Annotated in this window: 20 protein-coding genes; 14 read left to right on the top strand and 6 right to left on the bottom strand. The window is 63.2% G+C overall.

Annotated elements, in window-relative coordinates:
• Nucleotides 1-81: 81 nt before the first annotated feature.
• The 5 genes from HB860_RS11075 to HB860_RS11055 all read left to right on the top strand — a co-directional run bounded on the left by HB860_RS11075 (nucleotide 82) and on the right by HB860_RS11055 (nucleotide 5,022).
• Nucleotides 82-1,698, top strand: coding sequence for an ABC transporter substrate-binding protein (locus tag HB860_RS11075; protein WP_247626681.1), 1,617 nt, complete (start codon nucleotides 82-84; stop codon nucleotides 1,696-1,698).
• On the top strand, nucleotides 1,683-2,693 hold the full coding sequence (locus tag HB860_RS11070; protein WP_247626680.1) for an ABC transporter permease: 1,011 nt from the start codon (nucleotides 1,683-1,685) through the stop codon (nucleotides 2,691-2,693). The genes HB860_RS11075 and HB860_RS11070 overlap by 16 nt, the downstream gene beginning before the upstream one ends.
• Complete coding sequence (locus HB860_RS11065; RefSeq protein ID WP_247626679.1) at nucleotides 2,683-3,498, top strand: ABC transporter permease; 816 nt, start codon at nucleotides 2,683-2,685, stop codon at nucleotides 3,496-3,498. Before HB860_RS11070 ends, HB860_RS11065 begins: the two co-directional genes overlap by 11 nt.
• Nucleotides 3,492-4,280 (top strand): ATP-binding cassette domain-containing protein, encoded by a 789-nt coding sequence (locus HB860_RS11060; protein ID WP_247626678.1) that lies wholly within the window; start codon nucleotides 3,492-3,494, stop codon nucleotides 4,278-4,280. The genes HB860_RS11065 and HB860_RS11060 overlap by 7 nt, the downstream gene beginning before the upstream one ends.
• A gap of 100 nt (nucleotides 4,281-4,380) precedes the next feature.
• Nucleotides 4,381-5,022, top strand: coding sequence for an ATP-binding cassette domain-containing protein (locus HB860_RS11055; RefSeq protein ID WP_247626677.1), 642 nt, complete (start codon nucleotides 4,381-4,383; stop codon nucleotides 5,020-5,022).
• Nucleotides 5,023-5,401: 379 nt separating this feature from the next.
• On the opposite strand, the gene hypB is transcribed toward HB860_RS11055, so the two are convergent.
• Nucleotides 5,402-6,226, bottom strand: a complete 825-nt coding sequence (gene hypB / locus HB860_RS11050; protein WP_247626676.1) for a hydrogenase nickel incorporation protein HypB — start codon at nucleotides 6,224-6,226, stop codon at nucleotides 5,402-5,404.
• Between hypB and HB860_RS11045 the strand changes: the two genes are divergently transcribed.
• Nucleotides 6,107-6,487, top strand: coding sequence for a hypothetical protein (locus HB860_RS11045; protein WP_247626675.1), 381 nt, complete (start codon nucleotides 6,107-6,109; stop codon nucleotides 6,485-6,487). The two genes, hypB and HB860_RS11045, sit on opposite strands and share 120 nt — an antisense overlap.
• Here the strand turns inward: HB860_RS11045 and hypA are convergent.
• The 5 genes from hypA to hypF form a co-directional block, all read right to left on the bottom strand.
• A complete protein-coding gene (gene hypA / locus HB860_RS11040; RefSeq protein ID WP_069652614.1) occupies nucleotides 6,465-6,806 on the bottom strand; it encodes a hydrogenase maturation nickel metallochaperone HypA in 342 nt (113 codons plus the stop codon). The two genes, HB860_RS11045 and hypA, sit on opposite strands and share 23 nt — an antisense overlap.
• A gap of 84 nt (nucleotides 6,807-6,890) precedes the next feature.
• The gene (gene hypE / locus HB860_RS11035; protein WP_247626674.1) at nucleotides 6,891-7,895 is read right to left on the bottom strand and encodes a hydrogenase expression/formation protein HypE; all 1,005 of its coding nucleotides are present in this window, start codon (nucleotides 7,893-7,895) and stop codon (nucleotides 6,891-6,893) included.
• An 85-nt stretch (nucleotides 7,896-7,980) separates the two neighbouring features.
• Entirely contained in the window at nucleotides 7,981-9,093 is a 1,113-nt protein-coding gene (gene hypD, locus HB860_RS11030) for a hydrogenase formation protein HypD (RefSeq protein ID WP_247626673.1), read from the bottom strand.
• On the bottom strand, nucleotides 9,087-9,338 hold the full coding sequence (locus HB860_RS11025; RefSeq protein WP_043136559.1) for a HypC/HybG/HupF family hydrogenase formation chaperone: 252 nt from the start codon (nucleotides 9,336-9,338) through the stop codon (nucleotides 9,087-9,089). Before HB860_RS11025 ends, hypD begins: the two co-directional genes overlap by 7 nt.
• 6 nt (nucleotides 9,339-9,344) lie before the next feature.
• Nucleotides 9,345-11,762, bottom strand: coding sequence for a carbamoyltransferase HypF (hypF, locus tag HB860_RS11020; RefSeq protein WP_247626672.1), 2,418 nt, complete (start codon nucleotides 11,760-11,762; stop codon nucleotides 9,345-9,347).
• A gap of 807 nt (nucleotides 11,763-12,569) precedes the next feature.
• On the opposite strand from hypF, the gene recR reads away from it, so the two are divergent.
• The 8 genes from recR (at nucleotide 12,570) to HB860_RS10980 (ending at nucleotide 21,609) form a co-directional block, all read left to right on the top strand.
• The gene (gene recR, locus HB860_RS11015; RefSeq protein ID WP_025326665.1) at nucleotides 12,570-13,169 is read left to right on the top strand and encodes a recombination mediator RecR; all 600 of its coding nucleotides are present in this window, start codon (nucleotides 12,570-12,572) and stop codon (nucleotides 13,167-13,169) included.
• Nucleotides 13,170-13,450: 281 nt separating this feature from the next.
• Complete coding sequence (htpG, locus tag HB860_RS11010; protein WP_247626671.1) at nucleotides 13,451-15,364, top strand: molecular chaperone HtpG; 1,914 nt, start codon at nucleotides 13,451-13,453, stop codon at nucleotides 15,362-15,364.
• 253 nt (nucleotides 15,365-15,617) lie between these two features.
• Nucleotides 15,618-16,262, top strand: coding sequence for an adenylate kinase (adk, locus tag HB860_RS11005; protein ID WP_025326667.1), 645 nt, complete (start codon nucleotides 15,618-15,620; stop codon nucleotides 16,260-16,262).
• 155 nt (nucleotides 16,263-16,417) lie between these two features.
• Nucleotides 16,418-17,392 carry a ferrochelatase gene (hemH, locus tag HB860_RS11000; RefSeq protein WP_025326668.1) on the top strand — a complete coding sequence of 325 codons (975 nt, stop codon included), beginning with the start codon at nucleotides 16,418-16,420 and terminating at the stop codon, nucleotides 17,390-17,392.
• 67 nt (nucleotides 17,393-17,459) lie between these two features.
• A complete protein-coding gene (locus tag HB860_RS10995) occupies nucleotides 17,460-17,849 on the top strand; it encodes an MAPEG family protein (RefSeq protein ID WP_247626670.1) in 390 nt (129 codons plus the stop codon).
• A 186-nt stretch (nucleotides 17,850-18,035) separates the two neighbouring features.
• Nucleotides 18,036-19,340 carry an inosine/guanosine kinase gene (locus tag HB860_RS10990; RefSeq protein ID WP_139439438.1) on the top strand — a complete coding sequence of 435 codons (1,305 nt, stop codon included), beginning with the start codon at nucleotides 18,036-18,038 and terminating at the stop codon, nucleotides 19,338-19,340.
• A 163-nt stretch (nucleotides 19,341-19,503) separates the two neighbouring features.
• Complete coding sequence (locus HB860_RS10985) at nucleotides 19,504-21,132, top strand: methyl-accepting chemotaxis protein (protein WP_247626669.1); 1,629 nt, start codon at nucleotides 19,504-19,506, stop codon at nucleotides 21,130-21,132.
• Between the two features lie 114 nt (nucleotides 21,133-21,246).
• The gene (locus HB860_RS10980) at nucleotides 21,247-21,609 is read left to right on the top strand and encodes a DUF2750 domain-containing protein (protein ID WP_247626668.1); all 363 of its coding nucleotides are present in this window, start codon (nucleotides 21,247-21,249) and stop codon (nucleotides 21,607-21,609) included.
• The last annotated feature ends 109 nt before the right edge of the window (nucleotides 21,610-21,718 follow it).

Here is a 21,718-nt window from a genome sequence, read left to right as displayed (position 1 = left end):
TCGGGGGCCCCTGTCGGCCCCCCTCGTTCGATGTGTCGCCCGGCGCCCTGCGTCGCCCGGTTCAGATGGATAAGGAGTCTTATGACCATCCCCCGTCATGCCCATAACCAGGTTCGCCCTTATGGCGCCCCTGTGGTTGCCACCCTCCTGCTGGCCCTGCTCTCGGGCATGTCTCATTCGGTGCAGGCCGCCCAGCCTGTGCCCGCCGAGCTCAAGCTCGCCATCGGTAGCGAACCCACCGAAGGGTTTGACCCTCTGCTCGGCTGGAGCCACGGCAGCTACCTGCTGCTGCACAGCCCGCTGCTCAAACAAAACGCGGATCTCGGCTGGCAGGATCTGCTCACCCAATCGGTGACTCCGAGCCAGGATGGCAAGGGGTGGCTCATTACCCTCAAGCCTGATCTGAAATTCTCCAACGGCGCGCCGCTCACCGCCGAGGATGTGGCCTTTACCTACAACAGCGCGGCCAAGGGGGGCGGCAAGATTGACATGGGCAACTTTGTCTCGGCCGAGGTGGTTTCGCCCACCGAGGTGGCCATCACCCTGAGCGCTCCCCAGAGCACCTTCGTCAACGTGCTGGGATCCTTGGGGATAGTGTCGAAGAAGGATTACGATCCCAAGCGGTATGCCCAAAAGCCGGTCGGCGCAGGCCCTTACCGGTTGGTGAGCTTCCTGCCCGGCCAGCAGCTGGTGGTGGAGGCGAACCCTCATTACGCCGGCGGCAACAATGACTTCAAGCGGCTGGTGTTTGTCTTTATCGATGAAGAGAGCGCCTATGCCGCCGCCCAGAGCAGCCAGCTCGATCTGGTGCGCATCCCCCCGTCGCTGGCACCCACCGTACCCGACACCCTCAAGCTGTGGGTGCGGCCAAGCGTGGAGAACCGTGGTATCGTCTTCCCCATTCCGCCAGCGGGCGGCAAGGATGCCAAGGGTTATCCCATCGGCAACGACGTGACCTCTGACGTGGCGGTGCGCCGCGCCATCAACTACGCCATCGACCGCAAGCTGCTGGCCGATCAGCTGCTGGAAGGGCACGCCATCCCCGCCTACAGCGCGGTAGAAGGCCTGCCTTGGCTGAACAAAGCTACCGCTTTCAAGGATGGGGATGTCGCCCATGCCAACGCACTGCTCGACCAGGCGGGCTGGAAGAGGGGCAGTGACGGCATTCGTCACAAGGGGGATCTGCGCGCCGCCTTTACCCTCTGGTACACCAGCGGTGACAGCACCCGCCGGGATCTGGCGGAAGCGGTGCGGGCCATGCTCAAACCCATCGGCCTCGACGTGAGCCTCAAGTCCGGCAGTTGGGAGCAGGTGGAGCGCGAGATGCACGCCAATCCGGTGCTGATGGGGTGGGGGAGCCTGGATCCCATGGAGCTCTATCACCACTACCAGAGCGGCTCCGGTGGCGTTGAGTTCTACAACCCGGGTTACTACAGCAATCCTGTGGTGGATGGCCACCTCAAGCAGGCGCTGGATGCCACCGACTGGCAGGCGGCCGTGCCGTTCTGGCAGCAGGTGGAGTGGGATGGCAAGACAGGTGCCGGGGTGCAAGGGGATGCCGCCTGGGCCTGGCTGCTCAATGTGCAGCATACCTATCTCGCCAACCGTTGCATCGACCTTGGCAAGGGGGCGCCGGAGATCCACGGTAGCTGGTCACTCCTCAACAACCTGCAGGATTGGCGGTGGACGTGCCGCTAAGTTCGCCCTTGAGTCATGCAAGTGATGTGTTGCTAAAAGCCCTGCTGCGTCTGGCAGGGCTCTTGTGTCTGGTCTCTGTCGCCACCTTTGTGCTGCTGAGTTACTCCCCCATCGACCCCATCAAGGCCTATATCGGCAACGATCTGCTCCATGTGCCGCCCGAGCAGTACGCCCGTATCGCCGCCCGCTGGGGGCTGGATCAACCGCTCTGGCTGCGCTACTGGCACTGGTTTACCCAGGTGCTGCAGGGGGATCTCGGCTACTCCATGCTCTATAACGCGCCGGTGGCTCAGGTGATCGGCAGCCGCTTTGCCGCCTCCTTCCTGCTGCTGGCGGGTGCCTGGCTGCTCTCCGGCTTTTTCGGCATCCTGCTTGGGCTCTGCGCCGGTCGCTATCTCAACCGCTGGCCCGATCGCCTTATTTGCCGCTTTGCCTATCTGCTCGCCTCCCTGCCTACCTTCTGGGTTGGCCTGTTGTTGCTGGCGCTGTTTGCGGTGCACTGGCCACTGTTGCCGGTCTGCTGTGCATGGACGCCGGGCCTCTCCGCCGATGAGGTGGATTGGGCCATGCGGGCTCGCCATTTGCTGTTGCCGGTGACCACCCTGGCACTGCTCGGAGTCGGCAACATTGCCCTGCATACCCGGGGGCGGGTGGCCGAGGTGCTGGCGAGCGACTTTATCCGCTACGCCCGTGCCCAGGGGGATGGCGGCTGGCCCATGCTGCGTTTTCATGTGTTGCGCCACGCCCTGACTCCGGCGCTCTGCCTGCAGTTTGCTTCCCTCGGTGAGCTGATTGGCGGATCCCTGCTGGCGGAGAAAGTTTTCTCTTATCCGGGGCTCGGCCAGGCCACCGTGGATGCGGGGCTGCGGGGCGATATCCCCCTGCTGATGGGAATCGTGCTGTTCTGCACCCTGCTGGTCTTTATTGGCAATACGGTGGCCAGTTTGCTGCTGGCCCGCATCAATCGGGGCTGGGAGGGTGAGCATGCTGTTTAATCCGCTTCCCTCAATATTGCGCCTTGGTGTGGCCCTGATCGGACTGGCGCTGCTGGCCACTTACGGCTGGAGCCTCTCTCATCAGGATGTGCCGATGGATCTGCTGGCCCGTCAGCAGCCCCCCTCGCTGGCCCACTGGTTCGGCACCGATCAGATGGGGCGGGATCTCTGGTTGCGGGCCTTTCAGGGCACCCTCACCAGTCTGGAGCTGGGCATCAGCACGGCTCTCTGCAGTGGGCTGCTGGCCATGGTGGCGGCCAGCCTCTCGCTCATTCACCCCAGGTGCGATGCGGCGGTGCGCCTCGTGATCGACGCCATGCTGGCGCTGCCCCATATGCTGCTGTTGATCCTGATCTGCTTTACCGCAGGGGGCGGCATGCGCGGGGTGATCCTGGCGGTGGCGCTGACCCACTGGCCCAAGCTGGCGCTCATTCTCTGTGCCGAAGCGCGGCGGATCGCCTGCAGTGACTATGTGGTGCTGGCCCGCTGTCAGGGGATGGGGGCGCTGCGCCGCTGGCGCACCCACCTGCTGCCGGGGCTGTTGCCCCAGTGGTTTATCGGCACCCTGCTGATGTTTCCCCATGCGGTGCTGCACAGCGCGGCCTTGAGCTTTCTCGGTTTTGGGCTGGCGGCCCACGAGGCCTCGCTGGGCCTGCTGCTGGCCGATGCCCTGCGTTATCTGGCCGGTGGCGGCTGGTGGCTGGCCCTCTTCCCGGGGCTGATGTTGTTGCTGCTGGTGTTGCTGTTTGATCAGGCTACCCGCGCCTTGCAACAGCTGCTGTGGCACAGGAGTGAACCATGCTGAGTTTTGACCAGGTGACCATAGAGGCGGCCCACTACTCCTGGCTGGGGCGGCGCAGCTGGCAGCCATTGCTGACCGATATCAGCTTGCAACTGGCGCCGGGGGAAATAGTGGCGCTGGTGGGGGGGAGCGGCGAGGGCAAGAGCCTGCTGTTGCAAAGCGCTCTGACCCTGCTGCCGGACAATCTGCGGATGCGTGGTGCCATCTCCCTCGATGGCGTGCCCCTATGCGATGCCAGCCGGGCCCGTTTGCGCGGCCACACCCTCTGCTATGTACCGCAGGGTGTAAGCGCCCTCAATCCGCTGCTGACGGTGGAGCGCCAGCTTGGCCGCGCGGCGCGTCTCTGTGGTCAGAGCGGTTCTCGCGAGCGGCTTGGCGAACAACTGCTGCGCTACCAGCTGCCCGCTGCCACCCTGGACAGATACCCGCGCCAGCTCTCCGGCGGCATGGCCAAGCGCATTCTGGCCTGCACCGCGGCGCTCGGTGGCGCCCGTTACATTCTGGCGGACGAGATCACCGCCTGGCTCGATGAAGGACTGGCCTGCCTGTTACTCAGCCAGTTGCGTGAATTGGCCAATCAGGGCAGCGGCATCCTCTGGGTGACCCACGATCTGGCGCTGGCAGCCCGTTTTGCCGATCGCATCGTGGCGCTGCATCAGGGCCAGGTGAGCGATACCTTGAGCAGCCACCATCTGCGCCAGGGGCAGGGGAGCGAGATGCTCCGTGCCCACTGGCAGGCACTGCCGGAATTCAACGCACTCTTCTCCGTGCCGGAGGTGTCCTGATGTTGGTATCTCTGAGACTAGCCGTGTGCTGCGGGGCAGACATTCAGTGGCAGGCGCTGCCGGAGTTCAACGCGCTCTTCTCCGGGCCGGAGGTTTCATAATGTTGGAACTACGAAATCTCACCATCGCCCAGGGGGAACGCCCTCTCTGGCAGGGGTTGTCGCTGACGGTCAAGGCGGGGGAGCGACTCGGTATCTCTGCACCTAGCGGTTATGGCAAGACCACGCTGGGGCGGGTATTGGCGGGTTGGCAACCGATTGGGGCTGGCGGGAAGATCCTGCTGGATGGGCAGCCTGTGCCTGAACGGGTAAAAGGTTATAACCCCATCCAGCTGGTGCCCCAGCACCCGGAGCTCACCTTCAATCCCTATCGCATTACCGGACAGGCGCTGTGGGATGTATGGCGCCCCGATGACGCCATGCTGGCCCGCTTTATGGTCAAGCCTGCGTGGCTTGGCCGTAAACCCGGTCAGCTCTCCGGCGGCGAGCTGGCCCGCATCGCGCTGCTGCGCGCCCTCGATCCCCGCACTCGGCTGCTGATTGCCGACGAGGTGACTGCCCAGCTGGATCCGCAGATTCAGCGCCAGCTCTGGCGGGAGTTGATGATGGAGTGCGAGCAGCGCGGGCTTGGCATGGTGATCTTCAGCCACCAGCAGGCATTATTGCGCCAGATCTGCCATCGGGTGCTGCGCTTTGGTGAGGTGCCTCTTGCGATGGACGTATTGGCCGAAAGCGCGGCTTGAGGGTTGGCTTCCCCCTCATCCCCAACCCTTCTCCCGCGAGGGGAGAAGGGAGCAGAAGGTGCCATCTCGCCAGGCTCGGGGTTTGGGAAACAGGGGCTGGTTGTATGCTCGCAGGGTCTCTGGGGCGAATATTTCGAGCATATTTCCAGCATCCATGAATAGGTTCCCCTTTCCCTGTTGAGAAAGGGTGCGGAATGCGGCATCCACGAATCGGTTCCCTCTCCCTGGGGAGAGGGCCAGGGTGAGGGGGGCGAGTATGAAACGCTGGCCATTTTGGACAGATAGCACGGCGGGCAAGATTCGCAGATAAAAGAGAGGGAGGCATCAGCCTCCCTCTCTTGCTATCCGCCGTTGGTAACGGCATTTAACCGGTTCTGGTTCAGGCCGTTGCCAGCCAGTTAAGCCAGGCATCCATTCCTTCGCCGGTGGTGGCGCTGACCTGGATCACCTGGATATAGGGGTTGACCCGTTTGGCGTTCTCGATGCAGCGGGTCACGTCAAAGCTGACATAGGGCAGCAGATCAATCTTGTTGATCACCATCAGCTGGGCGGCGGCAAACATATCCGGGTATTTCAGCGGCTTCTCTTCCCCCTCAGTGACGGAGAGGATCGCCACCTTGTACTTCTCGCCGAGATCGAAGCTGGCGGGGCAGACCAGATTGCCCACGTTCTCGATAAAGAGGATGCCCCCTTCATTGGCGGGCAGCTGGTGGCAGGCGTCGTGGACCATCTTGGCGTCCAGATGGCAGCCCTTGCCGGTGTTGATCTGCACGGCAGGGACACCGGTGGCACGAATGCGATCCGCATCGGCGCTGGTCTGCTGATCCCCTTCGATCACCGCGCAGGGGCGCTTGTCGGCCAGCTGGCGCAGGGTTTCGCACAGCAGGGTGGTCTTGCCTGAACCCGGGCTCGACACCAGGTTAAGCACCAGCTGGGCCGCCTCGTCGAAGTGCTCGCGGTTGTGGGCCGCCAGCGCATTGTTCTTGGCCAGCACATCCATCTCGATGGCGATCAGCTGGCGCTGCCCCATGCCGGGCACTGACAATCCCGCTTCCCCCTTGCCGTAGTGCAGGGAGCCCTGCTGATGGTCGTGGTCATGGTCATGGCTGTGATCATGGGAATGCGCGTGGGAATGGCCGTGATCATGAGAGTGGGCATGTTCATGATGATGATCGTGGGGGTGATCATGCCCCTCGTGGCTCATCGGTGCCCGCACCCCGTGGTAGTGGTGATGGACATCCCCCTGATGGTGATAGTGGTGGTGAATGATCAGGGTGCGCGGCGTACTCTGCTGGTGGTCATGATGGTGATGGGCGTCATAAGCGTGATGATGGTCGTGCTTATGACCATGTTCATGGTGATGTTCATGTTCGTGATGATGCTCATGATCGTGCTCATGGCCGGCGATCCGCGCCTGGCCGCATCCGCATACGCTACACATATCAACTTACCTCGATGTCGGTGATGCGCAGGCTATCACCCTGCGCGACTCGTAATTTGTATCCGCCACACTCGGGACAGGCCTGCCCGCGCTCGGTGAGGGTGACCGTCTGGTTGCAGTCGTAACACCAGGCCTCTGCCGCCTGGTGTTGAAAGTGCAGTTGGGCGCCTTGGGCCACGGTGCCCTTGGCGGCGGCCTCGAAGCAGAAGGCAATGGTGTCCGGGTCAACGCAGGAGAAGCTGCCGACCTCGAGCCAGAGGGCGGTCACCTTGGTAAAACCCCGCTGGGTGGCCTGCTCGGCCGCCAGATCGATGGCGGCCATGGCCAGAGACATTTCGTGCATGGTGGCTCCTTAACCGATATGGGGAGGGGCAGTGACTCCTACCCCTCATTGGGAAAACGGCATATGGGTGAACGACATGGCCGATCAGCAGATCCGCGGCAGCAGCTCCCCCTGCGGCAGCTCCAGATAACGGCGGCTGCCCCAGGGGTTATTGAGGATCACCTTGTGGCGCTCGCTTGCCTGCACCACGCCGATCTGGCTGGCGGCGGGGTTGAATTGCCGCAAGATGCCCAGTGCGTCCTGTGCCTGTTCGGCAGGCAGGGCCAGCACCATGGTCCCCTCGTTGGCGAGATCATGGGGCTCGAAGCCGTAGAGCTCGCACAGGCCGCGCACCGGATCGCACACCGGAATGGCGGACTCCTCCAGCTCGATGGCAACGCCGGAGGCGGTGCTCCACTCGTTGAGCACGGCGGCGAGGCCGCCGCGGGTGGCATCGCGCAGGGCATGAGGGGTAATGCCAGCTTTTAGCAGCGCTTTGACCTGCGGCCAGAGGGTGGTGCAGTCGCTCTTGAGCTCCGACCCCAGTTGCAGGGCGTCACGGGCCATCAGGATGCAGGCGCCGTGGCTGCCGATATCCCGCGACACCAGAATGGCGTCACCGGCCTTGAGGTTGCGTACCGAGATGCCCCGGCTCTGTTCAGGCTGCGGGAAAGTGCCGACCCCGCTGGTGTTGATAAAGATCTTGTCGGCCGCCCCCTTGGGCACCACCTTGGTGTCTCCGCAGACGATGCGGGCGCCGCTCTTGGCAAGCTCTGATGCCATCGACTCGACGATGCGGGCGAGATCGGCGTAGGGGAAACCCTCCTCGATGATAAAGCTGGCGCTCAGATACTCGGGCTTGGCCCCCATCATGGCGAGATCGTTGACCGTGCCGGCGATGGCCAGCTTGCCGATATCGCCCCCCTCGAAGAAGAGTGGCGAGACGGTAAAGCTGTCGGTGGTGAAGGCGACGGGGCCGTTTACCGGTAGCAGGGCTGCATCTTCACCGCGCAGCAGGATCTCGTTGCCAAAGTGGCGAAAGAAGAGCTGATTGATAAGCTGGTTCATCTCGACACCGCCGCCGCCGTGGCTAAGTTGGATTTCTCTCATCGGGTCTGGTTCTCCACAAGATTGCAGAAATAGGCTGGTTCATCTCTCCTCATCACCCGACCGCCGTGGCCTGACTGAATTTCTCTCATTGGATCCCCATATATCGGTAGTAGGCATTGCAGGCCCCTTCGGAGCTGACCATGCAGCTGCCCATGGGCTGGGTCGGGGTGCAGCCCCGGCCAAAGACTTTGCACTGGTTCGGCTTGGCCAGGCCGCGCAGGATATCGGCGCACTGGCACGCCTTGTGGTCATCGATGGGGGTCTGATCAAGCTGGAAGTGACGCTCCGCATCGCGCTTGGCGAAGGCATCGCGCAGACGCAGGGCGGAGGCGTTGATATCCCCGAGGCCTCGCCAGCGAAAGTGCTCGCGGGTCTCGAAAAAGCGCTCGACCAGCCGCTGGGCGGCTTTATTGCCGCTGGCGGTGACGGCGCGGCTGTACTGCACCTCCAGCGCGTAGCGACCCTCCACCTTCTGGCGCACCATCATCAAGAGCGCCTCCATCACATCCACCGGCTCGAAGCCGCTCACCACCACAGGTACCTGATAGCGATCGACGATGGGCAGGTAGATATCGGCGCCTGTGATCACGCTGACGTGAGAGGGGCCGATAAAGGCGTTCACCTTGGCAACGCCGTCGGCCATCACCGCATGAATGGCGGGCGGCACCAACACATGGTTGATATGAAACAGGAGGTTCAGGGCCCCTTGCTCTTCAGCGGCAGCCAGCAAGGCGGCGGTCATCGGGGTGGAGGTCTCGAAACCGATGGCGAAGAAGACCACGGTTTTCTCCGGATTCTCTTTGGCGATGCGCAGGGCGTCGAGGGGGTCATAGACCGGCCGGATATCGCTCCCCTTGGCCCGCTGCTGGGCCAGCGTGCCTTTGGAGCCCGGCACCCGGATCATGTCCCCCAGGGTGACCAGAATGACGCTCGGTTGACTCGCCAGCTCGATGGCCTGATCGATGCGCTCTTTGGGCATGATGCAGACCGGGCAGCCGGGGCCGTGAACGAACTCGATGCTCGCCGGCAGCAGCTGGTGCAGGCCGTACTTCATGATGGTGTGGGTATGGCCGCCACACACCTCCATCACCCGTAGCGGCTCGGGCAGATCTTTGGCCAGTTCATTAATTTGGGCGGCGAGGGCGCGGATCACCTCGGGCTGGCGAAAGCCCTGAAACAGGTCATTGAGGGTCAGCATGGCAAGATATCCTGTTTGGGCATCAGGGCCACCATCTGGCGGAAGCTCTCGAGGCTGGCCTGCGCCTCCTCTTCGTCAATCTTGCTCATCACAAAGCCGATATGGAGCAGCACATAGTCGCCAAGGTTGAGGGGCTCTTCGAGCAGCATGCAGCTGACGCGCCGCTGCACCCCCAGGGTGTCGACGGTGACGCAGTTATCTTCGGGGTGCAGTTGCACCACCTGAGAGGGGATGGATAGACACATGGATTTTCAGGACTCCGACAAGGTGGCACAACCGGATGTGACAGGCTGATGCGTGGCAAGATGGTGGATGGCAAACCAGAGCTGACCGGCGGCGATGCCACCGTCATTGAGCGGCAGGGTTTCGCTGGTCAATACCTGCCGGCCAGCGGCTTCGAGAGCGGGAACAAGTTTGTCCATCAGCACCCGGTTTTGAAAGACGCCGCCCCCGAGCGCTACCGGATAGCCGGGGAAGCGCTCGGCAAGGGCGATAACCAGATTGCTGATGGCGCGGATAAAACCGGCGGCCAGGCTGGCAGTGGCGGTGCCTTGGCGCCGCTCGTTGACAAGGGTATTGATGAGCTCGGCCCACTCGATATGCAGTGGCCCTTCCGTTGATTGGCTGAGATCAAAGGCGAGGGGGAAGGGCTGTTTATCGGCGGCCAGCTGCAAGGCGGCTGCCTCCAGCAGGAGCCCCGCTTCGCCCTCGTAATCCGGGGTGTCGATCACCCCCAAGAGCGCCGCCACCGCATCGAACAACCGACCGATGGAACTGGTGTAAGGGGTGTTGCTACCAAGGTTCCAGAGCTGGTGCAGGTTGCTGATCCGCACAGTTTGCAACTTGTTGATCAGCGGAATATCGAGGGCGCTGATCTGCTCAGGAGTGTGCGATTCAAACAGCAGCCCCAGCAGTTGGCGCACCGGCTCGCGAATCGCCGCCTCGCCGCCAATAAGCTTGAAAGGCCTGAGATGGGCAACGCGCTCAAATCCCTGAACGTCTGCGATCAGCAGCTCACCGCCCCAGAGGGTGCCGCCATCGCCAAGGCCGGTGCCATCGAAGGCAACACCCAGCACCGGGCCTGTGATGTTGTGCTCGGCCATCACAGCCAGCAGGTGGGCGTGATGGTGCTGCACCTCGAGATGGGTTGCATTGTGATCGCGGCAATAGCCCTTGGCCCACTGGTGGCTGAGGTAGCCCGGGTGACGATCCGACACCAGCAGTTCGGGGTTGAGATCGTAGAGATCGCGAAAGGTGGCCAGGGTCTGCTCGAAGTGCTCCTGCATCGGCAGGCTGTGCAGATCGCCGATATAGGGGCTGTAGATGCGCTGGCGGCCGAAGGCCAGTGCCAGCTGGTTCTTCTGTTGCGCCCCGACTGCCAAGAGCGGCACCCTGACCGCCTCTTGCAGGCTGGGGGTGCAGGGGGCATAGCCCCGGGCCAGCCGCAACATCTGGCGCCGCCCGCCTGCCCACTGCACCAGACTGTCGTCGCACGGGTGCAGGATGGGGCGGTTGTGATCCAGGATGCCGTCAATCTCGCTGCCGAGCTCCCTGACCACTGCCTCGCACTCGATAAGGATTGGGCTGCCGCGACCATTGGCGCTGGTGGCCACCAGCGGCATGGCGCAGGCATCCAGCAGCAGCTGATGGAGCGGGGTATAGGGGAGCATGATGCCAAGGTAGGGGATGCCGGGGGCGATCCCCTCGGCCAGCGGCGCGGTTGTCAGTAGGGATTCTGAGAGCCGATCATCGTTAATGCGCTTGCGCAGCAAGGTGATGGGTCTGGCCTGAGAGGCGAGCAGTTGCCACTCGTCTTCGCTGCCGGTGACATGCAGTTTGGCCTCGGCAAGGGAGCCCATCATCACCGCTAGCGGCTTGCGTTCGCGCCGTTTGAGCATTCGTAATCTGGCAACACTCTGTTCATTGCGGGCATCACACATCAGGTGATAGCCCCCCATCCCCTTGACCGCAATCAGCGCCCCCGCCTGCAGGGCGCTTGCAGCGGCCTGCAGGGCATCCTCGCGCTCGGCCAAGGCATCGCCACGGCCATTTCGCCAGCTGAGATGGGGGCCGCACTCGGGGCAGCTCACCGGCTGGGCGTGGTAGCGTCTGTCCAGCGGGTCTTCATAGGCCGTCGCACAGCGCCGGCACATGGCAAAGCCCGCCATGGCGGTGTGGGGGCGGTCGTAGGGGAGGCGGCGGATGATGGTGTAGCGCGGGCCGCAGTGGGTGCAGTTGGTAAAGGGGTAGTGATGGTGGCGATCGTTGGGATTGGCCACATCCGTGGCGCATGCCTCGCACATCCCCTGATCCGGCGAGATGGCGACCGTGGCGGCGCTCTGCTGCTGGCTGGCTTTAATTCGAAACTGGCTATGAAATTGGCCATCGAAGTCGGGATCATGAGCAAGGGGCAGTTCCCGCTCGCTGAAGTGATCGATGCGGCTAAGCGGCGGCGCCGATTCGCGCAGTTCGCGGGCAAAGGCGGCCAGCTGCTCAGGGGAACCCTCGGCACCTATGGTGACGCCGCTCGCGTCGTTCAACACATAGCCGGCAAGGCCGTGGCGCAGCGCCAACCCATAGACGAAGGGGCGAAAGCCGACCCCCTGCACTATGCCGTCCAGATGAAATTCGCGGCGCAGCCGGGAACGTATCGGGGTCCTGGCCGTCATAACGCCATCCTGAGGGGGGCTGGCGCCCCTCCCTGATAACAAGGGGGCAGATGGCCCGCCTCGATGACAAGAGGGCAGGGTAGGGCCGGCCATCCGGCGATCATCCTGGGGAATGTCATGCGATATCGAACTCCCGTCTGCTGGCCTGCTGCCATGGCACGGGCTCAGGGTGCAACGAACCAGGTTGCAATGGGCGCCGCGAGGGGAAGGGGCCTTGGTTTGGCAGGGAAAGGAGGAGAGTGGCCCCTGCCGCGGGGGCCAAGTTTATCGGGTCAGTGGCCCCCATTACCTTGATCTCGCACCGGTTTGAGTGCCAGACGCGGCGCTTCTTTGCGATCCTGCGAGACGGGCCCGCTCGTTATTGAGAAGGGGCATCAGGTGAGAGGTGAGAGAATCGACGGGACAGTGACGGCACAGCGTATCGGGCGCCCCGATAGCGCCCCTGCAGGGGGGCGAGGCCAGGGGGCGCTGGCCTCGGGAGGTTTTTTTGTTTGGTTTTATTTGACGATGCTCATTAACCGAATAGAAAAACTAAACATTCTGGGCGCTTTTTATCGTCTTCTCAGCCCTGGGTCGGCCTTGTCGGGTCTGCATGGGCCAGAAAGCGGGGGGCGGCCCGGTTTCCCCGGTGTGCCGGGGATCTGTGTGGCAAGGGGGAGGGGCCATTTGGCGGGATCTGCCATTGGCGCTCGGGGCCGGCTCGGGTATAGTCCTGCGCCAACAAGATAGGTTCGGATGGGGGAGTCGGCGCCGCTTCAGGCAAGCGGGCCGACGCCTCCCTTCGGCGCGGCTTTAAAGGATATCCCCATGAAATTCAGTCCCCTGCTCGATGAGATGATGAAGGCGCTGCAGGTCTTGCCGGGCGTGGGCCCCAAGTCGGCCCAGCGCATGGCGTTCACCCTGCTGGAGCGCGAGCGCAGCGGCGGCCTGCGTCTGGCCTCCCTGCTCAATCGGGCGCTGACCGAAATCGGTCACTGCAGCCACTGCCGCACCTTCACCGAGAACGATCGCTGCGAGATCTGCGCCAATCCCAAGCGCGAGGAGAATGGTCTGCTCTGCGTGGTGGAGAGCCCGGCAGACGTGGCCGCCATCGAGCAGACCGGCCAGTTCTCCGGCCGCTACTTCGTGCTGATGGGCCATCTGTCGCCGCTGGACGGCATAGGCCCGGAGGAGCTGGGGCTGGAGATCCTGGAGCGGCGCCTCAAGGATGAGCACATCAAGGAGCTGATCCTCGCCACCAATCCCACCATAGAGGGGGATGCCACCGCCTGGTACATCGCCGACATGGCCCGCGCCGCCGGGGTGGAGGTGAGCCGCATCGCCCACGGGGTACCGGTGGGGGGCGAGCTGGAGCTGGTGGATGGCACTACCCTGTCTCACTCCCTGATGGGGCGTCAGCGCATCTAAACCTGCTTATGTGCCTGCTGCGAAACCGTGATCAAGGCTCATGTGCTGCTCGGAATCCTCATTTATGCCTATAGACTTCGGTTCCTGCGCGGATCGACACCTTGCTGACGGCTTCTCGCGACGGCTCATAAACAGGTTTGGCTGGATGGTACAAAAAATAGGCAGCTGAGCCTGTGACGAGGGGCGACTGTGCAAGTTTGCACAGTCGCCCCTTGATATTTGAAAGGCCAGCCCCATCTAGGTTGGGAATCTGTTCAACCCGACGTTTTGAGGACTGGTCGATGACCCAAAGTGTTCACGCCGAAACCCACGGCTTTCAGACTGAAGTCAAACAACTGCTGAGCCTGATGGCTCACAGCCTCTACTCCAACAAAGAAGTATTCCTGCGCGAGCTGATCTCCAACGCATCCGATGCGGCGGACAAGCTGCGCTTCAAGGCGCTTTCCGATGCCTCTTTGTTCGAAAACGACGGCCAGCTGCGCGTGCGCCTGGTGGTGGACAAAGAGAACAAGACCCTGACCATCTCGGACAACGGCATCGGCATGACCCGTGACCAGGTGATCGAGCATCTGGGCACCATAGCGAAGTCCGGTACCGCCGAGTTCTTCAAGCACCTCTCCGGTGATCAGGGCAAGGACTCCCAGCTGATCGGTCAGTTCGGGGTGGGCTTCTACTCCGCCTTCATCGTCGCCGACAAGGTGACCGTCATCTCCCGCGCCGCCGGCACAGAGCCGGGCCAGGGCGTACAGTGGGAATCCGAAGGGGAAGGCTCCTTCACCGTGGCTGACGTGACCAAAGAGGGTCGCGGCACCGACGTCATCCTGCACCTGCGCAGCGATGAAGAGGAGTTCCTGGACGACTGGCGCCTGCGCTCCGTGGTTGCCAAATATTCCGATCACATCAGCGTGCCGGTGGAGATGTTCAAGGAGGGCACTCCTGACCGCGAAGAAGACGGCGAGACCATAGTCGGCACCCCGGGCGAGTGGGAGCAGGTCAACCGCGCCACCGCGCTCTGGACCCGCAACCCCAAAGACATCAAGGACGAGGAGTATCAGGAGTTCTACAAGCACGTCGCCCACGACTTCGAAGATCCCCTGCTGTGGGGCCACAACCGGGTGGAAGGGGCTCAGGAGTACACCAGCCTGCTCTACATCCCGGCCCGCGCGCCGTTCGATCTCTACAACCGCGAGCAGAAGCACGGCCTCAAGCTCTACGTGCAGCGCGTCTTCATCATGGATGACGCCGAGCAGTTTATGCCGACCTATCTCCGGTTTGTGAAAGGGGTGCTGGACTCCAACGATCTGCCGCTCAACGTCAGTCGTGAAATTTTGCAGGACAACAAGGTGACCGCCTCCCTGCGCAAGGCCTGCTCCAAGCGGGTGCTGACCATGCTGAACAAGCTGGCGAAAGAGGATGGCGAGAAGTACGCCAAGTTCTGGAGCGAGTTCGGCAACGTGCTCAAAGAGGGTCCGGCCGAGGATTACGCCAACCGCGAAGAGATCGCCAAGCTGTTGCGCTTTGCCAGCACCGCCGGCGAGGGCGAGGCCCAGACCGTCTCTCTTGAGGACTACGTTGGCCGCATGAAGGAAGGCCAGCAGAAGATTTACTACATCACCGCCGACTCCTATGCCGCGGCCAAGAACAGCCCGCATCTGGAGATCTTCCGCAAGAAGGGGGTCGAAGTGCTGCTGATGTGGGAGCGGGTCGACGAGTGGTTGATGAGCCACCTCACCGAGTTCGACGGCAAGCAGCTGGTCTCCGTCACCCGTGGCGAGCTGGATCTCGGCGAGCTGGAGGACGAGGCGTCCAAGCAGGCCCAGGAGGAGGCTGAAAAGGCCAACGCCGGTCTGGTGGCGCGGGTCAAGCAGAGCCTGGCCGATGCGGTGAAAGAGGTGCGTGTCACCCACCGCCTGACCGATTCCCCCTCCTGCATCGTCACCGACGACCACGGCATGAGCACCCAGATGATCAAGCTGATGCGCGCCGCCGGTCAGCCGGTGCCGGAGCAGAAGTACATCCTGGAGCTCAACCCCGACCACGCCCTGGTGAAGAAGTTGGGCGCCATCGAAGACGAGGCGCTGTTCGGCGAGTGGGTCGCCCTCTTGCACGAGCAGGCCCAGCTGGCGGAGCAGGGCGGCCTCAATGATCCGGCGAGCTTCGTCTCCCGTATCAACCGTCTGCTACTCCAGGCGTGATGTGATTGGCCCACTGCAAGGCAGTGGGCTTTTTTTTGACCGACGCCGCCCCCGGGGCGGCGTCGGTCGCCCTGGCGGTTGCTGCATTTTCAATCATTTTTGGTGGCAGGGGCCTGCGTCTTTGGTCGCAGAGACGGTGCCAGGGAGTGGTGATAATCTGGCCACTCACACGGGGCGAGCTTGTTAATATGGGCGAAAACGTGTAGTTTTTTGCCTTCTCAAGAATTGAATAACCAATCAATTAGGAGCGTGTATGCGCATTGTTCTGTTGGGAGCACCGGGTGCCGGCAAGGGTACCCAGGCTCAGTTCATCATGGAAAAACACGGTATTCCGCAGATCTCCACCGGCGACATGCTGCGTGCGGCGATCAAGGCGGGCACCGAGCTGGGCCTCAAGGCCAAGGCCGTGATGGACGCAGGTCAGCTCGTCTCCGACGACATCATCATCGGCCTGGTCAAAGAACGTATTGCGCAACCGGATTGCGCCAACGGCTTCCTGCTGGACGGCTTCCCCCGCACCATTCCCCAGGCGCAAGCCATGAAGGATGCCGGTGTGGTGGTGGACTTCGTGCTGGAGTTCGACGTGCCGGACGAAGAGATCGTCAAGCGCATGAGCGGCCGCCGCGTGCACTCCGGCTCCGGCCGTACCTACCACGTGGTGTTCAACCCGCCGAAAGTGGAAGGCAAGGATGACGTGACCGGCGAGGATCTGGTGATCCGTGCCGACGACGAAGAGACCACGGTGCGCAAGCGTCTGGATGTCTACCATCAGCAGACCGCGCCGCTCATCGGCTTCTACGGTAAGGAAGCGGAAGCGGGCAACACCCGTTACGTCAAGATCGACGGCACCCAGCCGGTGGATCAGGTCAGCCAGCAGCTGGCGGCGATCCTCGGCTAAATCTGGTCTTGCCACCGGCATTGCCCGGCGTGCTGGCAATTCTCTTGCCACGCCAGGGGGCTATCGCGGGGCAACGACATTGAGACAAGGGTCCATACAGGGCCCTTTCTTGCATTATCACAAGCACGACAAACACCCCACGACAGGACGCTAACGTGACCACGAAAACCGGGATCTTGCTCGTCAATCTTGGGACCCCAGCGGCGCCAACCTCGGCGGCCGTCAAGGCCTTTCTCAGTCAGTTCCTGCAGGACCCCAGGGTGGTCGAGATACCTCGCCTGCTGTGGGCCCCGCTGCTGACCTTCGCCATACTGCCGTTTCGGGCCCCCAGGGTCGCCAAGCTCTATCAGCAGGTCTGGACCGAGCAGGGCTCGCCCCTGATGGCCATCAGCCAGCGGCAGCGGGCGGCGCTGGAGCAGGAGCTCAAGCGGGAAGGGGTCGATGTGCCCGTGGTGCTGGCCATGACCTATGGCTCGCCCTCCCTCGACGAGGGCTGGCAGGCGCTCAAGGCCCAGGGGGTCAACCGGGTGATACTGCTGCCGCTCTATCCGCAGTATGCCGCCAGCACCACGGCCGCCGTGTTCGACGGCTGGGCCCGGGTGATGAAGAAGGAGCGCCACCTGCCGGTGATGCGCCTGATCCGCGACTATCACAACCACCCTGAGTACATTCAGGCGCTGGCCATGAGCGTGCGTCGCCAGTGGGAGCAGCAGGGCCAGGGTGAGCACCTGCTGATGTCCTTCCACGGCATTCCCCAGCGCAGCGAGGACGAGGGGGATCCTTACGGTCATCAGTGTCGCCGCACCGCCGCCCTGCTGGCGGAGGCGCTGGGTCTGTCCCCCGAGCAGTGGAGTGCCAGCTTCCAGTCCCGCTTTGGCAAGCAGGAGTGGCTCAAGCCCTATACCGACGTCACCATAGCCCAGCTGGCGGAACAAGGGGTCAAGCGGCTCGATGTGATCTGCCCGGCCTTCTCGGCGGATTGCCTCGAGACCCTGGAGGAGATCCAGGTCGAGAACCGCGCCGTCTTCATGGACGCGGGGGGAGAGCAGTTCCACTACATACCGGCCCTCAACAGCGATCAAGCCCACATCCGCATGATGGTGTCGCTGATCTGCCGCGAGCTGGCGTGAGGGGTCTTCACGGTCGCGACTATGCGCGCCGGGTGTTCGGGTTCAACGATAAAGGAGTGTCTTGAGGATGCATATCACGCTGATCTACGCAGGCCTCTTGGGGCTCCTGTTCCTGCTGCTCTCGTTCTGGGTGGTCAAGCGCCGTGCCCAGTTCAAGGTGATGATAGGGGAAGGGGAGGCGCCCGAGATGCTCTCCGCCATCCGTGCCCACGGCAACTTCGCCGAGTACGTGCCGCTCACCCTGCTGCTGATGGCCCTGTGCGAACTGGCCGGGGTGGGGGCGCTCTGGCTGCACCTGGGTGGGTTGCTGCTGCTGGTGGGGCGCATCCTGCACGCCATCGGCATCCAGATCCCAAAGGCGCCGAACAAGCCACGGCTCTTCGGCACCCTGTTCTTCTGGCTGGCCCTGGGACTCTTCTCGGTGCTGGCGCTGGTGCAGGGGCTGTCATTCGGCTGAGGCCGGGGGCCACTTGAGTGCGAAAAACCACCTCACCGCGAGGTGGTTTTTTGATGGGGAAAGATCAAACGTTTTCCTCGCAAACCCTTGCCTATACTGACCTCAAAATTTAATCGGGCGACTTTTCGGCGGGGTGGATTGTGTTAAAATCCCGCCCCTCTTTCCCCCAGAGCACAGAAGATTGCCATGAAATTTCCCGGTCAGCGCAAGTCCAAACACTACTTCCCGGTCGACAGGCGTGATCCCCTGATCCCGCAAAATCCACAGCTCACCGAACTGGGCAAGGCCTATGTGGTGGGCATAGATCAGACTCTGGTGGATATCGAAGCCCATGTGGACGAGGACTTTCTGAACCGGTACGGCCTGAGCAAGGGCCACTCCATGCTCATCTCCGACGACGTGGCCGAGCGGGTCTATGAAGAGCTCAAGGCCAACAACATGGTGGTGAGCGAATTTGCCGGCGGCACCATCGGCAACACCATGCACAACTACTCTGTGCTGGCGGACTCCCACTCCATCCTGCTCGGGGTTATGAGCCAGGACATCCGCATCGGCAGCTACGCCTACCGCTATCTGTGCAACACCTCCTCCCGGGTCAACCTCGACTACCTGCAGCCGGTGGACGGCCCGGTCGGTCGCTGCTTCACCTTCATCACCGAAGGGGGCGAGCGCAGCTTCGGCATCAACGCCGGCAAGATGGACCACCTGGACGTGGCGCACATCCCGGAGGCCATCATCAAGGACTCCTCCGCCCTGGTGATCACCGCCTACCTGGTGCGCGGTGCCGACGGCACCCCCATGAAGGAGGCCGCCATGGCTGCGGTCCGTTATGCCCGCGAGGCCGGTGTGCCCGTGGTGCTGACCCTGGGCACCCGTTTCGTCATCGACGAGAACCCCCAGTGGTGGCGTGACTTCATCAGCGAGAACGTGACCGTGCTCGCCATGAACGAGGACGAAGCCGAGGCCCTGACCGGGATCAAAGACCCGCTCGGCGCCGCCGACAAGGCGCTGGACTGGGCCGACATGGTGCTCTGCACCGCCGGTCCCATCGGCCTCTACATGGCGAGCTACACCGACGAGGATTACAAGCGCGAGACCACCCATACCCTGCTGCCCGGCGTCATCCCCGAGTTCAATATGTATGAGTTCAGCCGTCCCATGGCCCGCGAGAAGTGCCGCAAGCCGGCGCGGATCTACTCCCATATCTCCCCCTACATGGGCGGCCCGGAGAAGATCAAGAACACCAATGGCGCCGGGGATGGCGCCCTGTCCGCCGTGCTGCACGACATGGTGGCCAACGCCTATCACCGCATGAATGTGCCGAACTCCGCCAAGCACCTCTCCGAGTTCCTCACCTACTCCTCCCTGGCCCAGGTGTGCAAGTACGCCAACCGGGTGAGCTACGAGGTGCTGGCCCAGAGCAGCCCGCGTCTCTCCCGCGGCCTGCCGGAGAAGGAAGACAGCCTGGAAGAGGTGTACTGGGAGCGGTGATCCCGTCATCCGGTCGACAACAAGAAAGGGTGCCCAGTGGCACCCTTTCTTGTTTTTGGGGCTGGATCATGTTTTTGGCACTGCTTTTGCTGACATCGTGGACAGGGCGCGCCGTGGCGGCATACCTTGTGTTAAGGATATGTAGCTGCTGCGGGGCTGGGGTATGTTGAGACAATGGAGTATCGGTCGGCGCCTGTCGCTGGTGACCCTGATGGTGCTGGCGCTGCTGGGACTGCTGCTGTTCTTCTGCCTGCAGATCTATCATCAGGGGCTGATGGGGGAGAAGAGCCGCCAGACCCGGGCCCAGGTGGACACCGCCTACAGCCTGGTGGCGGGGCTGGAGGCCAGGGTGCGCAAGGGAGAGCTGGGGGAGGCGAGCGCCAAGGCCGAGGCCCTCGCGCTGATCAAGGGGCTGCGCTATGGCGCCGATGACTACTTCTGGATCAACGACAGCCACCCCACCATGGTGATGCACCCCATGAAACCCGAGCTGGACGGCAAGGATCTCTCCGGGGTGGAGGACAAACAGGGGCTCAGGCTGTTCGTCGCCTTCGCCGATCTGGCGCGGGCGCAGGGGGCCGGGGAGGTGGCCTACTACTGGCCCAAGCCCGGCGTGGAGGAGCCGGTGCGCAAGATCTCCTACATCAAGCGCTTCGCCCCCTGGGACTGGATCATCGGCACCGGCGTCTACGTGGACGACGTCGAAGCCCAATATCAGGAGGTGCTGCGGACCCTGCTCGGGGTCGGCCTGGTGCTGGCCATCCTGCTGTTTGCCGTGGTCGGGCTCATAGTGCGCAGCATAGTGGTGCCCCTCTCCCAGTCGGTATCGGCCCTCGGCAACATCGCCAGGGGGGAGGGGGATCTGCGTTTTCGGCTGCCGGAGTCGGGCCGGGACGAGCTGAGCCAGCTCTCGGTCAACTTCAACCTCTTCGCCGGCCAGATGGCGCAGCTGGTGGGGCGCAGCCAGCAGATCACGGCCCAGAACCGGGAGCAGGCGCACCAGCTGGCCCAGATCGTCGATCGGACAGGCGCCATCGTCACCGGCCAGGAGCAGGACACCCTGCGGGTGGCCAGCGCCATGGAGCAGATGACGGTGAGCAGCCGGGAAGTGGGCCAGCACGCGGCCCAGGCCGCCGAGGCGGCGGACTCCGCGCTCAACCTCGCCCGGCACGGGCGCCAGGTGGTGGCCCAGACCCGGGAGACCATCAGCCAGCTGGCGGACGAGATGGTGGAGACGGTGCAGGCGGTGAGCCGGCTCGAGCAGGAGACCCAGCAGATTGGCTCGGTGCTCGACGTGATCCGGGGAGTGGCGGAGCAGACCAACCTGCTGGCCCTCAACGCCGCCATCGAGGCGGCCCGGGCCGGGGAGCAGGGGCGCGGCTTTGCGGTGGTGGCCGACGAGGTGCGCACCCTGGCGACCCGCACCCACAGCTCCACCGACGAGATCCGGCAGATGATCCAGCGGCTGCAGGAGGGGGCGGGCCGGGTGGTCAGCGGCATCACCCAGTTGCAGCAACTCTCCCGCTCGACCGCGGACAGGGCCGGTGACGCCGACGGCGCCATTCATGCCATCGATGGATCCGTGCACACCATCAATGCGATGAATAGCCAGATCGCCACCGCCGCCGCCGAGCAGAGCCGGGCGGCCGAGGAGATCAACCAGCGGCTGGTGGCCATCACCGAGCTGGCGGCAGATGCCCTGGCCCAGAACCGGTTGACCGAGCAGGCGGCAAGCCAGCTGGCGCTCTCCTGCGATGAGTTGGGGGCCCTGGTCGCCCAATATCGTACCTGATGGCGCTTATCCCCGCCTTTTTGGGGATAAGGCTTGAGTCTGGGGGGCTTTTGGGACACCATCAGCCCCATTATTGGCCAGCGTTGGCCGACCGCCTGCAAGAGAGAGACCCCCATGAGCAAACTAACTGACAATCTTGACGCCAATTTCCAGCTGTTCATCGAAGAAGTCCGCGAGTCGGGTCAGGTGTGGGGTCTGCGTTACGGTGAAGACTGGGTGGTGTGCCGCTCCGCCGAGTTCGAAGATGCCGACGTCATGCCGCTCTGGTCTGCCGAGGGCGATGCCCGTCTGCACTGCGTGGACGAGTGGGCGGACTACGAGCCGGAAGTGATCGAGCTGGAAGAGTTCCTCGACATCTGGGTCAACGATCTGGACGAAGACGATGTGCTGGTCGGTCCGAACTGGAACGCCGATCTGGAAGGCCAGGAGCTCGAGCCCATCGAGCTGGCCAAGGCGCTGGTTGAGCTGGACGCCTGAACCGTGCTGCACTGATGGCCCCGACGCGGGCCATCGCCGAGACCAGAACCGACGGCTGCGAGGCCGTCGGTTTTTTTATGGCCGGCAGGGCGCCACGCTGGGCAGGCGA

The organism is Aeromonas genomosp. paramedia, assembly GCF_023093515.1.
GTDB lineage: Bacteria > Pseudomonadota > Gammaproteobacteria > Enterobacterales > Aeromonadaceae > Aeromonas.
The sequence above is the reverse complement of the archived record's forward strand: the minus strand, read 5'-3'. Positions and strand labels throughout refer to the sequence as shown.